The following is a 13,955-nucleotide window of genomic DNA, read 5'->3' as shown; positions in this document are numbered from 1 at the left end:
AGCGAAATTCAACGATAATTTTAAGTGAATCCTGAAAGGGGATATCCTGATGAAAGCAGTAATTCTGGCAGGCGGCTACGGTACGCGCATCAGTGAAGAATCGCACCTGAAGCCGAAGCCGATGATCGAAATTGGAGAAAAACCCATTCTGTGGCACATCATGAAATTGTATTCCCATTATGGATTTAACGACTTTGTAATTTGTCTGGGCTATAAAGGCAATGTAATCAAAGAATATTTCTCCAACTATTATCTCTATAATTCCGATGTCACGTTCGATTACACCAATCACAATGAAATGTTGATCCATCAGCAGAAGGCGGAGCCCTGGAAGGTCACTCTGGTGGATACGGGGCTGGAAACGCTGACCGGCGGGAGACTAAAAAGGATTGCCGAGTTCATCGGAGACGAAACGTTTATGATGACCTACGGTGACGGACTCTCTTCGATTGATCTTAACGCCCTGCTGAAATTCCACCGCAGCCATGGCAAACTTGCCACGGTAACTGTAACCCAGCCTCCGGGAAGATTCGGTTCGATGCAGCTTAATGACCAACAGCGGGTTGAGGCTTTCCGGGAGAAGCCCAAAGGCGACAACTCTTGGATTAATGCGGGCTTTTTTGTGCTCGAGCCGCAAGTATTTCAATATATCGAGGGAGACCGAACGGTATTTGAGCAGGAGCCGCTGGAGCGTCTTGCCAGTGAAGGCCACTTAATGGGTTATCCATTCGAAGACTTTTGGCATCCGATGGATACGCTACGAGATAAGAATTATTTGGACCAATTATGGAAATCGGGGAATGCTCCGTGGAAAAAGTAAACTTCTGGAAGGGTAAAAAGGTGTTTCTTACCGGCCACACGGGCTTTAAGGGTTCATGGCTGTCCATTTGGCTGCATCAGCTCGGAGCGGAAGTCACCGGCTACTCCGATGCGCCTCCGACTGATCCCAGCCTGTACGAATGCAGCAAGGCCAGTCAGCTTCTGACTTCAATCACGGGAGATGTCCGGGATGCCGCCCGCCTTCAGACAGCAATGCGGAATGCCGATCCCGATATCGTGCTTCATCTCGCCGCACAGCCGCTTGTCAGGGAGTCCTATCAGCGGCCGGTGGATACGTATGCGGTTAATGTACTGGGAACGGTACATGTGCTAGAAGCGGTACGCCAGAACAACTCCCAAGGTGGAAGGATTAAGGCGGTTGTTAACGTTACGACAGATAAATGCTACAGCAACAAGGAATGGTATTGGGGATACAGGGAAAATGAAGAACTTGGCGGCTTTGATCCTTATTCCAACAGCAAAGCCTGCTCCGAACTCGTCACCGCTTCGTATCGGGATTCCTTTTTTAACCCCGGTCGGTATGAGGAGCATGGAGTGGCCATCGCGTCCGCAAGAGCCGGCAATGTAATCGGGGGCGGAGATTGGGCCGGTGAACGGCTTATCCCGGACAGCTTCCGAGCCATTCGCAATCAAGTTCCCTTGGTCATTCGAAGTCCGCGTTCGGTACGCCCCTGGCAGCATGTATTGGAGCCGCTTGGCGGTTATCTCCTGCTGGCTCAGCGGTTGTATGAAGACGGAGTGCAATATGCGGAAGCCTGGAATTTCGGACCGGAGGAGCAGGATGCGCAGAGCGTAGAATCGGTGGTCAGCCGTTTTTGCCGTTTATGGGGAGAGGGAGCAGCTTATGAGGTTGTACCTGATGGTAAGCTCCATGAAGCCGCCGCGCTGAAGCTCGACTGCTCCAAGGCAAAGGCTCGGCTGGGCTGGCGGCCCAGATGGAATCTGGATATCGCCCTGGCTCAGACCGCTTCCTGGTATAAAGCTTATTTGAATGGGGAAGACATGCTTGAGCTCTGCCGCGCACAGATTAGGGTGTTTGAGCAGGTAAAGGGCTGATTCGAGAGAGATTGGGGTGTCCCGCAAGCCATGGAAATGGCTGCCGGGATGCCCTTATTTGAGATGGGGATTAAGGTAGGGATACGGGGCGAGCCGCTCTGTATATCTAGAGAAAGACATATTACGGCAGAACTTCATTAACGTTATCGGGAGTAAAATATTTCCATCCAGAGGGGGATGATGAAGCAATAATGCAGAAAACCTGAAATTGTGCATCTTTTGTTCGCCTGAGAACACCTGTTGTATAACATGCCTGCAAAATGCAGGTTTGTTACCGTTCAGCCGCAAATTCAGTCAGAACAGCCTCAAATTCCTGTAAAATCGTAGGTTTTCTCTGTGAATAAACGTTTATGATCGAAAAAAGCTGCATTTTAGCTGTTTTGCAATTACGCTCAACTAAAATCACATCCAACCTGGCCTCGTCCCTTCCTGTTAGAGCGATTGCACCGTTTCCTAACCTGGATCGATAAGGGAGTTGACGAATAGAACAACAGAAGCCGGCAAGTCTTCCAATAACGGAAAGACTTACCGGCTTCTTAATTCCTCTTTGCATTTTAAAATGATTCACATATGGGGGGCCCGGACCTTTTATGCTCAGTGAGCCAATCGGTCCAGGCTGAGGAAGATGAGGCGGATCTCCTTTCGGAAATCCTCGGCTCCCAGGTGTTCCTTGAATCCGTACCGGTCTTCCATTTTCCGCAGGGATATTTCAAACCGGTTCTCCTGCTGCGGCTCCTCCCCTTGAACGAGCAGCTCTACCGGCTCGGGATACATTTCATCATGAACCTGCTTCACGCATTGCGCAGCTTCCAGAATGGTCATATGGAATGGGGAGCCGAGATTCAGCGTATCGTAGGAAGCCGGGAAGTTCGCCAGCACGGTGCTTGTCGCCTTGGCCACACTTTCAACACTGATAAAATTTCTTCTTTGTTTTCCCGAAGAGCGAATCGTAATGGTCTTGTTGAAGAACGCTTCCCGGCAAAAGCAGGCCGGAACCAGACTCCAGCGGTTTATGGTCGGAGACGCAAAGTGGCCGTACACATTCGTCGGCCTGATGCTGACGGCCCGCAGCAGCCCTTTTCTTGCGTACATTTCCGTATACAGTTCAGCCACCGCATGATTGGCGGCGTAATCATTCTCGGGGCGGACAGCCGATGTCTCCGTGATCAACCCTTGCAGTTCCGATCCGAGCACCTGTATGGTCGAAAAGAAAATCATTTGCGGTATTCCGTTGTTTACGGCAAAATCCAGCACATTTTTGGTCCCGATCAAAGAGAGCTTTATGCCTTCCCGGCCATCTTTGGAAACGATATCGTTGGCGGCTGCCAAATGAATCACGGCATCCCCGCAAATGCGGAGTCCCGGAAAGCTGTCCGAGAGCACATCCGCCGCAATATCCTCATAGGCTCCCGCCGAATCGGCTGCATGCTCCGGCAGGCTGCGGAAAATCCGTACCACCTCATGGCCTTCCCGGCGAAGCTGCTCGCACAAAGAGCTTCCGATAAATCCTCCCGCTCCGGTGACTATATACCTCATACCGAATCCATCCTTTTATTTTGCGAAATGAACATATCCAGCGTAGGCAGATTCTGGTCTTTTTCAGAGAGAATCGGAGTTTCCGTAGGCCACTTCACAGCGACTGATGGATCATTCCAGCGGATACCGCCATCTTCTGCAGAAGAGAATTTCCGGTCTACTTTATACTGTACGGTGCAATGATCGCACAGCGTGCAGAAACCGTGAGCGAAGCCGCGCGGAATATAGATCATCGCCCGGTTGTCTTCGGACAGTTCAATACTGTCCCATTCTCCGAAGGTCGGGGAGTCTTTCCGCAGATCTACAAAAACGTCAAGAACGGCACCGGTAGTGACTCTTACGAGTTTGGTCTCAGAACTGGGGGGATATTGGAAATGCAATCCACGGATCGTTCCCTTGCGGATCGTCACCGATTGATTCTCTTGAACCCAATGGCGATGAATATCGTAAGCGGAGAAGATAGATTCGTCGTATGTTCTCATAAACAGTCCTCGGTGATCGCTAAACGGAGACAGCCGGATTTCAAACACGCCTTCCAGCCTTCTTGGAATAATCTTCATCCTTGATCTCCTCCGATCTTAGGGGCGATTGGTCCTTTGGCGGAGGAGCCTATAATACTAGCCTCATCACCGAAAATGCCGGCAAGAACTTCCTTGCCTGTGCCGCTGATTGTGACATCCCGCAGCAGAATACTGTGCGCAAGATGGCATTCCTCCAAATGGGCTCCGGACATGACCGAAACGTAGGGGCCGATCGTGCAGTTTTTTAATACACAGTCGGAACCGATAACCACTGGAGCGTGAACCGTGCAGTTGACTAAAGTGGAATCCTCGGAAATGTCGTTCTTCTCTCCGTAAACCTCATTCATCATCCAGTTGTTGGCCGCAAGCCACCGCTCTGAGGTCCCTACGTCGGTGCAATACTGTGAGGTTATCGCATAGGCTGCCCTTTCTCCGCTGTCGATCAACCGTTGTATGGCGTCCGTTATTTCCAGCTCTCCCCGGTCAGAAAGCGTCAAGGCTCGAATATAATCAAAGATTCCGGGTTTAAAGGCATAGCTGCCGACCACCGCAAGATTGCTTTTGGGGAATCGCGGCTTCTCTACCAGTTTGATAATTTGGGTTCCCTTGATTTCAGCAACACCTAAATGCTGCGGATTGTTCACGTGAGTGAGCAGGATGCAGGCAGCCGAGTGCTCCAGACGGTCGACCAGCGTCTTGAGCGGTTCTTTGATCAAATTGTCGCCGAGAAGCAGGATGAAATCACTTTGACCGATAAAGTCCTCGGCTGCGGCGACCGCATCCGCAATGCCCCGCGGCTCTTGCTGGTACATATAAGTCAGGGATACCCCGAATTTTTCTCCGCTGCCCGCGGCGCCGCAAATCATCTTTTCCTGGGATGGATGGATCACGATACCGATGTCATGAATGCCTTCATCGGCCAGCTTTTCAATCGCATAGAATAGAATCGGTTTATTGGCGACAGGAAGCAGCGTCTTCGGTTGGGTAAGCGTAAACGGTCTTAGGCGGGAGCCTTTTCCGGCGCAGACGATCAGCCCCTTCATATTCCTCCGTCTCCCTCGCGGGAGCCGAAAGGATCGCGGCCTGACTCAAATGCCTGAATATCGCTGCCGTATGCTTTCCTTTCTTGGACAGTTATCGGACTGCCGTCCAGATAATAGTCATAACTCCAGGGGACCTGGGAAAGTTCCTCTTTGCCCATAGCATCAATCTCCTCCAAATAGAGCTGCAGCAGCCGGTACAACGGGTTTCCGCGGTCGGGAATCCACTCGTTCATACAATACTGCAGCATCCCGTGCAGTCCGGAATAGTGATAGCATACGAACGGAACATTGTTTTCAAGCCAATAGCGTCCATTCTCTTCCCGGACAATCTTCCGGCAGGGCTCATGCAGGTTCCAAGCGGCGACATTATACCCTGGATGCTTCCATACCTTAACATTGAACAATCCCGGCGCCAGATCCACCCATTTCTGATCCACAAAAAAAGGGGCGTGATAATGGCAATAGCTGTACAGCCGCTGTCCCCACCATTCCAGAAAGCGCATCGTTTCCTCCGATCTCCGAAGCGCCAGAAAACCGGTATTAAAAATACCATGCTGCAGATAACCGAGAGGCTCCCCGTTTGGTTCGATGCGGTGAGGGCATAACAGGATATCATGATGTTCCAGGGCGGCCAGCAGATCGTCGAAAGGAGCATAGGCGATGATATCGGTATCCATGAATACGACATTCATCTCCTCAGGATGCCGGTCGAATAATAAACGAAGAAACGCCGGTTTGATGGAGGTTACCCCCTCAAGCAGACTGTATTTAAAGATGCTTCCTTCAAACCGGGGAATCCCCAGATCTTTGGCAACAATAACCTCATCAAACCACGGTACGTCAAGTGCCGCCGGATGAATCTCCCGTTCCATCAGACAGATGACAACCCGGGCATAAGGCATATGATATTTGGCTGCTCTTGCCATCATTTTTGCCTCATGCAGGTTGTCGGCACAGGTCACTGAACAAATAATCATGGAGTTCCTCCTTGTCATAATCGGGATTAGAAATCACTGTGGTTTGAAAGAGTGAAGGGATTTGCCTCTACATAATGGTCTGTTTTTGCCGCTCTATAGCGTAATTTGGTCTCATCTGCAATTTTCTCCCCGCTGTAAAAGTAGTCATAGGCCCAAGGCTGGGCAGGATGCTGGAGAGATAGCCAAGCCCAATTTAGCTGATATTCGTTCCACATTTGTCTATAAGTCCCGTCATGGGGAGTATAGGTGTCTATGCAGCTGTTCAGCAGTCCCAAAAAGTTGCTGAAGTTCGCGCAGCAAAGAGGGGTGTGGTTGGTCAGACAGTATTCATCGCCGACGCGATAGAGCTTTCTGCCGTTCTCATGCAGATTCCAGAATGCCAGATTATACCCCGGATGGCGCAGTACGCCCGCATTGAAAAAAGCGGGTACGAAATTCAGATAAGGCTGATCGGTAAAAATTCCGCTTGGCTGTCCGCTGAAATCGCCTGCAATGATCTTCATCCACCATTTTGCGAAATTGCGTCCTTCCCAGGAGTTCTTCACGGCCACAAGACCGCTGTGAAAGGTACCGTCCTGCAGCGTGCCGATTTCACGGGAACAATCCCAAGGAACCGAGGGTTCCAAATGGTGGGGGGTTAATACAACATCATAGTAACTGAGCATTTGTTCGATTTCGTTAAACGGCTTAAACACATACATTTCCGGATCCAGATAGACAATATGCTCTTCACCCGGGAAGGCTTCAAGAAGATAGGTTAACAGCAGCCCCTTCATCGCCGTGCCGCATTGGAGGGAATTAAACTTGAATATATAGTTGTCAAAATCCTCAAATCCGAGGTAAGCGGAAATTTCTCTGGCCGTAAAAATCCAGTCAACGTCCGGCAAGGTTCCCGCCTGAATCTCTTCAACCAGGCAGACTAAAACTTTGGCGAAAGGCATTTGCCGTTTGACTGAATTTGCCATAAGTCTTGCTTGGGCTAATCCGGACGCATTAACTACAGTACCGATAATCAAAATGGTTCATCCTCCTTATTCTGGTATCCGAATACTGCAGTATATAGATTGCATTCGTATACCGGAACGGCGCCTGTCTCCCTGTTCGGACTCCCGATAAATTAAAGGTTTATTAATTGATCGCTGGAGAGTAATAGATTAGTATTGCTGTATACCAATATTTGGATTTATAGTAAATGTTTTGTTGGGATTGCCTCGATTGATCAGCAGTGGCTATGATCCGATGTGAAATGGAAACTTATATTCGGGAGTAGGGGCTTACCATGCAGAGCTTTGCGGAGCAGGCCGGTGTCAATCGGGGAACCTTGAGCGTCATCATCAACAGAAACCCTCCCCGTACCCTATCTGTAGGCGATCATGTTCAAGAAACGGCGTGGATCAGAGAAGTTAATGAAACATTTGGAACGGTCATACTGACCAAGTCTTTCGGTAATAGAAAAAAGATTTGCTGGCTCCTGTTGTTCTATGATCGGAAATGGTTCGAAATAGAGCATTTGGGGTGGCCCGACATCAATATGTATTGCTGCAGGCTTAGGAGAGGCGGATTGACGCTACATTATCTAGTAACGAGGTCTGGTTGGCTGTAAATTTGGTGCAGTGTCTTTCAAAACGGTTAAACTGCAGTTTTTTTAAACCCAAAACGCTTATTCACATTGAAATCCTGCTACTATACAGGAATTTGAGGCTGTGCTGACTGAATCTGAGGGTGAGCCGGAAAAAACCTGTATTTTCACAGGCATGTTATAGAACTTGCATTCCTACACGACCAAAAGATGCACAATCTCCTAGGCCCCCTAACTAAACTGGAGTCATCCCACCCAATAATTTAAACTGGAGATAAGGGGGAGATGACGAGGATGGGAAAGAGGTTGAAAGAGGAAGCACGGCTTAAAATCGTAAAGGAAGCGTTGGCTGGAGTTAAGGTGGGGGTGTTATCCCGCATATATGACATTCATCCAGAAACCATACGCGGGTGGATTAGGGATCATCGTGACTCCATTCCACCAGAAGAAATTCCGGTTGCAGACGAGCATCTGCAAGAACTTCAGCGACTGCAGGATGTGGAGCAACGCTACGAAAAGGCCATGAAGGTGCTCGGAGAAAAAGAGCTTGAGCTTGAGATTCTGCGAGAACTGCTAAAAAAGAAAAACCCCGCTTATCCGAAAAATTCGAAGTAGCAGACCTATTTATTAAGCGGGGGGAACCGGTGGCATGGGTTCTGCGCATCCTTGGATTATCCGAATCGACGTACTACGACCGCAAAAAACGGGCTGCCCGTCCGGCAACAAAACGCCCACCAGAAGGCCAAATGGGCCGTCCGGTACCAGGTTACTCCTTCACGGTTACGGGAAAGAGAGTCAGTGACGAACAAATCAAGGAGTGGCTGCTTGAGCTCCTCGAAGGCGAAGAGCATGTCTATGGCTACAAGCTTCTCGCGCAATGTATTCGTGACCGGTACAGCGTGAAGCTCAACAAGAAAAAAGCGTATCGCTTGTGTAAGGAGCTAGGGATTCTGAAACAACCCCATAAGCGCCTCCCCTCACATCCACGCCGGCTCCCCAAGAACCGGGTCGTCACCGGGTCCAACCAGTTGTGGCAAATGGACATTAAGTACGGCTATATCATCGGCCAGGAGCGTTTCTTTTTTGTACTTAGCATCATTGATGTGTTTGACCGTGTCGTGGTCCAGCAGTACAGAGGACCCGTATGTGAGGCCAAACATGCGGTTCAAACGCTATGGCGGGCGCTACAGAGTCGTCTCCAATCCAGAGAAGCCCTGCCCGTGATTCGAACAGACAACGGGCCGCAATTCGTCAGTAAGTTATTTGGAGATACCTGTGAAAGCCTGGACATGATTCACGAACGCATCCCGCCGCGGACACCGAATATGAATGCATACATTGAGTCATTCCATAGCTTGCTGGAACGCGATCTATTCAGAAATAGAGAGTTCATGACTTTCGACGAAGCCTACGAGGCCCTCGATCAATACATGGACTTCTACAACAACCGTAAGATGCATGGCAGCTTGAAGTTAATGCCTCCAACGAAGTTTTCCGAATGGGTCAAAACACTGGAGGACTCCTCGAAATTTCATAAAGCCATGTAACACCTTGAAATAAAGAGTTATTTTACGAACGCTTGTTAATTGTAGGGCATGACTCTGGATTTAGGGGGCCTAGCCGCAATTTCAGGTATTCTGCATTATCCCCACTTCCATTTGAGTAGCCCCGTCCACCTGCCCAATTCCAGCACAAAAACATTGGCCGCCCAGCAGCCATTTCCATAGCTTATAGGGCACTCTCGCATAAGCCTTCATTCCCCCAGCAGCTCGCGGAGCATTCCCTCGCGGTTATTCATGAACGCCTTGGTTATTGCGTAATGTTCCGTTTCCTCCAAGGCTGCTTCCCGGATGCCTTCCTCTTCCAGCAGCCAAATATCCGCGCCCGGATAGGACATCAGGATCGGCGAGTGGGTGGCGATGACAAACTGGGACTCACTTCGCACCAGCTCATGCATGCGGACCAGCAGCGACATCTGCCGGAGAGGCGACAACGCTGCTTCGGGCTCGTCCAGAATGTACAAGCCGCGGCTGCCGAACCGGTGCATGAAAGCGGCGAAGAAGGATTCGCCATGCGACTGCTCATGCAATGACTTCCCCCCGTATGAATCTTTGATCCTTGGACCGGGAGAAGGCTCCTCATCCAGCTCGTCGATATAAGAGGCTACATTATAGTAGCTTTCCGCACGCAAAAAGAACCCGTCTTTAGGCCGCTTGATCCCTCTGGCGAGCCGGAGATATTCATAGAGGGTGGAGTGCGAAGAACAATCCAAATCCAAGTCCAGGCCTACATGTCCAGTTTGTACGGTTGCCAGAGGGCATCTGCCAATTTATCGCCATTACGGACAGCTGTCCATGAGGCGGATATCTCCGAAGCATATAACTATACTGTCATCAGATTACGACAGGGTAGGGTGAGGCTGTGAAAGCGAAAATATTGCAGGAGCGCAAACAGGGCTACCGTGACGGCTACGGGCAGGGCTACCATCTTGGTCTGTGCGAAGCTGTGAAACGGTTGAATCCGGTTACTGCCGGTCTCCGGCGTCCCTTAAGACTGATGTATGTCCCGCAGGGATTCGATGCGATCGACGCCGGGGTATCGGAGGCGCTGACCGGTCTCGTTACCGAGCTGATCGTATGCCCGGCGCAGGCCATGCTGGAGACTGCCGTCCGGGAATCTCCGGAAGTGGTGCTGGTCATGAACGGGCTGCATGTATTTCCGGATGACCATTTGGAGCAGATCGCAGAAATCCGAAGCCGGGGTATTTCCACCGCCATCTGGTTTGTCGATGACCCTTATTTTACGCAGGATACGGCTGTTCTTTGCCGGCATTACGATCATGTGTTTACGCACGAGCTGGGATGTGTGGAGTTTTACCGGTCACATGGAGCGGGATCGGTGCATTATTTGCCGCTGTGCGTCAATCCGGGAATGTTCAATCCACGCCGTACCGGGCCGGAGTATTGCTATGACATCGTTTTTATAGGCAATGCCTTTTTTAACCGGACCGAGCTTTTCGACCGTCTAGCCCCTATGTTAATCCGGCACCGGACACTTATCGTCGGCGGATTCTGGGAGCGGCTTAAGACGTTCGAAACTCTGTCTCCGTTCATCCACAAAGGCTTTATTCCCCCGGAGGAAACGGCGAATTATTACAGCGGCTCGAAGCTCGTCATCAATATTCACCGTCCCTGGGAAGCGGGACAGGATAACCGCAATTCGTATCAAATTCCCGGAAGGTCCATCAACCCGCGAACCTATGAGATCAGCGCTTGCGGCGCGATGCAGATTACGGATGTACGGGAGGATTTGGCGAAACATTACCGGCCGGGTTATGACATGGAGACCTTCGGCTCGCCTGAGGAACTGGAATCTAAAATTGAATACTATTTGAAGCACGAAAAAGCCCGGCGGAAATTCGCCTTGAGAGCTCTTCGCACGACAATTCAGAACCATACCTTTGCGGCCCGGCTGCCAAGGCTGCTTGATGTGATCGACGAGGCGAGAGCGAGAAATTAATTATTAAAGGAGCGAGTGTACGATGAGCAAGGATTTCATTCTTCCGGTCCCGCCGCTTCCCCTCACGCAGGCTGAGCAAGCGAAGCTGCAGGGGAGGCTGAACGGTTTTAAGAGCGGCTATGATGAAGGTTATTTCCGCGGTCGTTTGGCCATTCTGGACGGCCGTCCAGAAGAGCCGCTGCCCGTACGCGATATTCATGTCATGTACGTCGCTTCCGGCAAAGGCTACCCCTATTCCCCGCTGGACGAAGCTGTACTGTCATCGCTGCAAAGCCTAACGGCGGCAGTGACGGTGACGGATGTCCGTCAGAACTTGTTAGAACTGGCTTGCGCCAACAAGCCGGACTTGGTCCTTGTGCTGGACGGAATGGATCTGCCGCTGGAACAAATCGACCGGATTCGGGGAATAGGCATACGTACGGCCATCTGGCTTACGGATGATCCCTACTATACCGATTTTACGTTGGGCCTCGTAAATCACTACGATTATGTATTCACGCTGGAACGAAATTGCATCGAATATTACCGGCAGCTTGGCTGTGCGGAGGTCCATTATCTGCCGTTTGCGGCTTACCGGCCGCATTATCGTCCCACCATTTCCCGAACGTCGATAACACGCGAGGTAAGCTTCATCGGCTCCGCGTATTGGAACCGGGTCAATTTCTTCCGGGAAATTATGCCGCAGCTGATGGAATTCAATACGGTGATTAACGGAATCTGGTGGGACCGGCTTCCGGAGGCTCCGCTTTACGGCGACCGGATCGAGATCGGAAAGTGGATGTCTCCGCAGGAAACGTCGGTCGCTTACAGCGGTTCGAAAATTGTAATCAATCTGCACCGTTCCCATGTTGATGATGTAGCCAACAATAATACGCTGGCAATTTCGGCGGCTTCGCCGAATCCGCGGACCTTCGAGATTGCGGCCAGCGGTACGCTTCAGCTGAGCGATGTCCGGGATGATTTAGCCACCTTCTACAAGCCGGGAGAAGAGATTGTAACATTCAGTACCCCGCTGGAGATGATCGACAAAGTCCATTATTACCTGACGCATGAGGAGGAACGTCAAGCCATTGCACTGAAGGGGCTGGAGCGGACACTCCGGGATCATACGTATCCGAAGCGGGTCAATCAGCTGTTAACCACTATATTCGGATGAACATCCGCCCGGCTCCAATCTGCCGATTTGTGCTCCTGCCGCGGGCAGTTGTCACATCCGCTTCCTCGGCCGCTTTCATACGATAAGCCAAGACGAAACCGGTATAAACGCCGGACCATGCGGGAACTTCTTTCCGGTACGGAACTTTGGAAAGCGGCAAGGGATTCTTTCTATTCGGGCGGCGGAACCGGCAGGAGGTTCCCGCACCGTCCGGGCACCCATACCTAACAGGGAGGTGAGCGGCTGCTCCGAGGTCATCTATCGGAAGCGCCAATACGCCAATGGCTGATAAAGCTGCCGTTGTCCTTTTTTCCCATGTATCCAATGACAACAGCATAACCGGCGCCGAAAAGCTGCTGCTGTTCTTCGCCCGGGAACTGTCCTCCTACTTTGACTGCCTGCTTGTCGCTCCTCAGGAAGGTAAGCTGACGCGTCAGGCCCGCCACCATGGAATATCGGTGGAGCTGCTGCCGATTCCGCTTGTGTACGGCATGTATACTCCCTATGCGGGACTAGAGGAGGACATCCGATCGTTTCAGGAAGCCAGGGAATTCAAGGAGATGAAGGTATGGCTGGAACAACGCCGCCCCGCCTTCATCGTAACAAGCACCTGTGTGCACGTACTGCCGGCTGTTGCCGCCAAATCGCTGGGCATACCGGTGGTATGGAAGATCAGCGAGATCATTACCGAGAACGAGAATACTCAGCTGAGCATAAATGTGATCGACCGGTTCAGCGATCAGATTATCTGCATATCGCAAACGGCGGCTCTTTCTTTTACGGAGGAAATGCGGGCAAGTAAAATCGCACTGCTTCCGCCTACCTGGGACGACAAAGGGATGATGACGGGAGCGTGGAGCAAGCTGAGAGGTGAACGTCGGCGCGAGCTGCGCTTAAAGCCCGGAAATCCGCTCGTTGGCTACATCTCTTCATTTATTATCTGGCAAAAAGGGCTGGAGCATTTTATTCATATGGCCATACTCGTGGCACAGCAGCGTCCGGACGTCCGTTTCCTCGTTATCGGCGAGCCTCGCGACAAGGAATACTACAACCGCTGCAAACGCAGGGTGAAGCTGGAGGGTTTGTCTTCCCGCTTCCGGTTTGAGGGCTATGAGGAATCTCTTTCGGAGGCCTACTGCGCCATGGATGTGCTGGTCGTTCCGAGCCTCGTCCGCGAGGGCTTTGGCATGACCGCCATGGAAGGACTCTCTTTCGGCACGCCGGTCGTCGCTTATGATTCTGGCGGATTGGGCGAGATCATGCGGGCCGTAGATTGCAGTGAAGACCTGGTTCCGCCGGAGAACAGCGAAGCGCTCGCGGAACGCGTCGAAGCTCTGCTCGCGCAGCCGGTGCTGGCGGCAACCATCGGCGCCAGGTCACGCGGCCGGGTGATCGCCCTCTACGGCCCGGCGGCCTACCGCGAGCGCCTGCGCGGGCTGGCGGAGGCGTGGCTCCTCCGCTGGACCGGACCGGCCGCGGAGGCGGTCCCGGCGGAGCCGCCCGCCGGCAAGGCCGCGGGCGAAAGCGCGGTGCCCGAGCAAGCGCCGCAGCGCTCGCCGCGGGGGCGCCGCGCAGCGAAGCGGCGCGGCCGGCTCCGGCGCAAGCTGGCCCGCCGCGCCGTACCGCCCCGGAGCGCGCGGCGGGTGAAACGCCCCCGCCGCGCGTCCCGGCGGAGGCGGACATCCCGCAAGCGCCGAAGCGCTGCGGCGCGGCGCCGGTAGCTGCGCC

At 52.1% G+C, this 13,955-nt stretch carries 12 protein-coding genes and 1 pseudogene; 7 read left to right on the top strand and 6 right to left on the bottom strand.

Going from position 1 to position 13,955, the window contains the following annotated elements:
• Positions 1 to 49 precede the first annotated feature (49 nt).
• Both rfbF and rfbG read left to right on the top strand, forming a co-directional pair.
• Positions 50 to 820 carry a glucose-1-phosphate cytidylyltransferase gene (gene rfbF, locus PUR_RS20470; protein WP_179036831.1) on the top strand — a complete coding sequence of 257 codons (771 nt, stop codon included), beginning with the start codon at positions 50 to 52 and terminating at the stop codon, positions 818 to 820.
• Positions 787 to 1,896 carry a CDP-glucose 4,6-dehydratase gene (gene rfbG / locus PUR_RS20465; protein ID WP_179036830.1) on the top strand — a complete coding sequence of 370 codons (1,110 nt, stop codon included), beginning with the start codon at positions 787 to 789 and terminating at the stop codon, positions 1,894 to 1,896. Before rfbF ends, rfbG begins: the two co-directional genes overlap by 34 nt.
• A gap of 594 nt (positions 1,897 to 2,490) precedes the next feature.
• Here rfbG and PUR_RS20460 read toward each other — a convergent pair.
• From PUR_RS20460 to PUR_RS20440, 5 genes are read right to left on the bottom strand one after another with little or no spacing between them, the layout of a single operon-like run.
• Positions 2,491 to 3,432 (bottom strand): NAD-dependent epimerase/dehydratase family protein, encoded by a 942-nt coding sequence (locus tag PUR_RS20460; protein WP_179036829.1) that lies wholly within the window; start codon positions 3,430 to 3,432, stop codon positions 2,491 to 2,493.
• Positions 3,429 to 3,992: a dTDP-4-dehydrorhamnose 3,5-epimerase gene (rfbC, locus tag PUR_RS20455; protein ID WP_179036828.1), complete on the bottom strand. Its 564-nt coding sequence runs from the start codon at positions 3,990 to 3,992 to the stop codon at positions 3,429 to 3,431. The genes PUR_RS20460 and rfbC overlap by 4 nt, the downstream gene beginning before the upstream one ends.
• Positions 3,989 to 4,996, bottom strand: a complete 1,008-nt coding sequence (locus PUR_RS20450) for a glucose-1-phosphate thymidylyltransferase (RefSeq protein ID WP_179036827.1) — start codon at positions 4,994 to 4,996, stop codon at positions 3,989 to 3,991. The genes rfbC and PUR_RS20450 overlap by 4 nt, the downstream gene beginning before the upstream one ends.
• Complete coding sequence (locus PUR_RS20445) at positions 4,993 to 5,973, bottom strand: glycosyltransferase family protein (protein ID WP_179036826.1); 981 nt, start codon at positions 5,971 to 5,973, stop codon at positions 4,993 to 4,995. Before PUR_RS20445 ends, PUR_RS20450 begins: the two co-directional genes overlap by 4 nt.
• A gap of 26 nt (positions 5,974 to 5,999) precedes the next feature.
• A complete protein-coding gene (locus PUR_RS20440) occupies positions 6,000 to 6,989 on the bottom strand; it encodes a hypothetical protein (RefSeq protein WP_179036825.1) in 990 nt (329 codons plus the stop codon).
• 857 nt (positions 6,990 to 7,846) lie between these two features.
• Between PUR_RS20440 and PUR_RS20435 the strand changes: the two genes are divergently transcribed.
• Both PUR_RS20435 and PUR_RS20430 read left to right on the top strand, forming a co-directional pair.
• A complete protein-coding gene (locus tag PUR_RS20435) occupies positions 7,847 to 8,167 on the top strand; it encodes a helix-turn-helix domain-containing protein (protein ID WP_165104217.1) in 321 nt (106 codons plus the stop codon).
• Positions 8,168 to 8,196: 29 nt separating this feature from the next.
• The gene (locus tag PUR_RS20430) at positions 8,197 to 9,099 is read left to right on the top strand and encodes an IS3 family transposase (RefSeq protein WP_232101582.1); all 903 of its coding nucleotides are present in this window, start codon (positions 8,197 to 8,199) and stop codon (positions 9,097 to 9,099) included.
• A gap of 206 nt (positions 9,100 to 9,305) precedes the next feature.
• On the opposite strand, the pseudogene PUR_RS20425 reads toward PUR_RS20430, so the two are convergent.
• Positions 9,306 to 9,815, bottom strand: a pseudogene (locus tag PUR_RS20425) (AAA family ATPase); the annotation flags it as partial.
• Between the two features lie 158 nt (positions 9,816 to 9,973).
• On the opposite strand from PUR_RS20425, the gene PUR_RS20420 reads away from it, so the two are divergent.
• The 3 genes from PUR_RS20420 to PUR_RS20410 all read left to right on the top strand — a co-directional run bounded on the left by PUR_RS20420 (position 9,974) and on the right by PUR_RS20410 (position 13,948).
• Entirely contained in the window at positions 9,974 to 11,071 is a 1,098-nt protein-coding gene (locus tag PUR_RS20420; RefSeq protein ID WP_179036824.1) for a glycosyltransferase family protein, read from the top strand.
• A gap of 22 nt (positions 11,072 to 11,093) precedes the next feature.
• Complete coding sequence (locus PUR_RS20415; protein ID WP_179036823.1) at positions 11,094 to 12,227, top strand: CgeB family protein; 1,134 nt, start codon at positions 11,094 to 11,096, stop codon at positions 12,225 to 12,227.
• 281 nt (positions 12,228 to 12,508) lie between these two features.
• Positions 12,509 to 13,948, top strand: coding sequence for a glycosyltransferase family 4 protein (locus tag PUR_RS20410; protein WP_179036822.1), 1,440 nt, complete (start codon positions 12,509 to 12,511; stop codon positions 13,946 to 13,948).
• Positions 13,949 to 13,955: the final 7 nt, after the last annotated feature.

This window comes from Paenibacillus sp. URB8-2 (assembly GCF_013393385.1).
Lineage (GTDB): Bacteria > Bacillota > Bacilli > Paenibacillales > Paenibacillaceae > Paenibacillus_AQ.
Note: the sequence above shows the minus strand (reverse complement) of the source record. Positions and strands in the feature narration are given on the sequence as shown.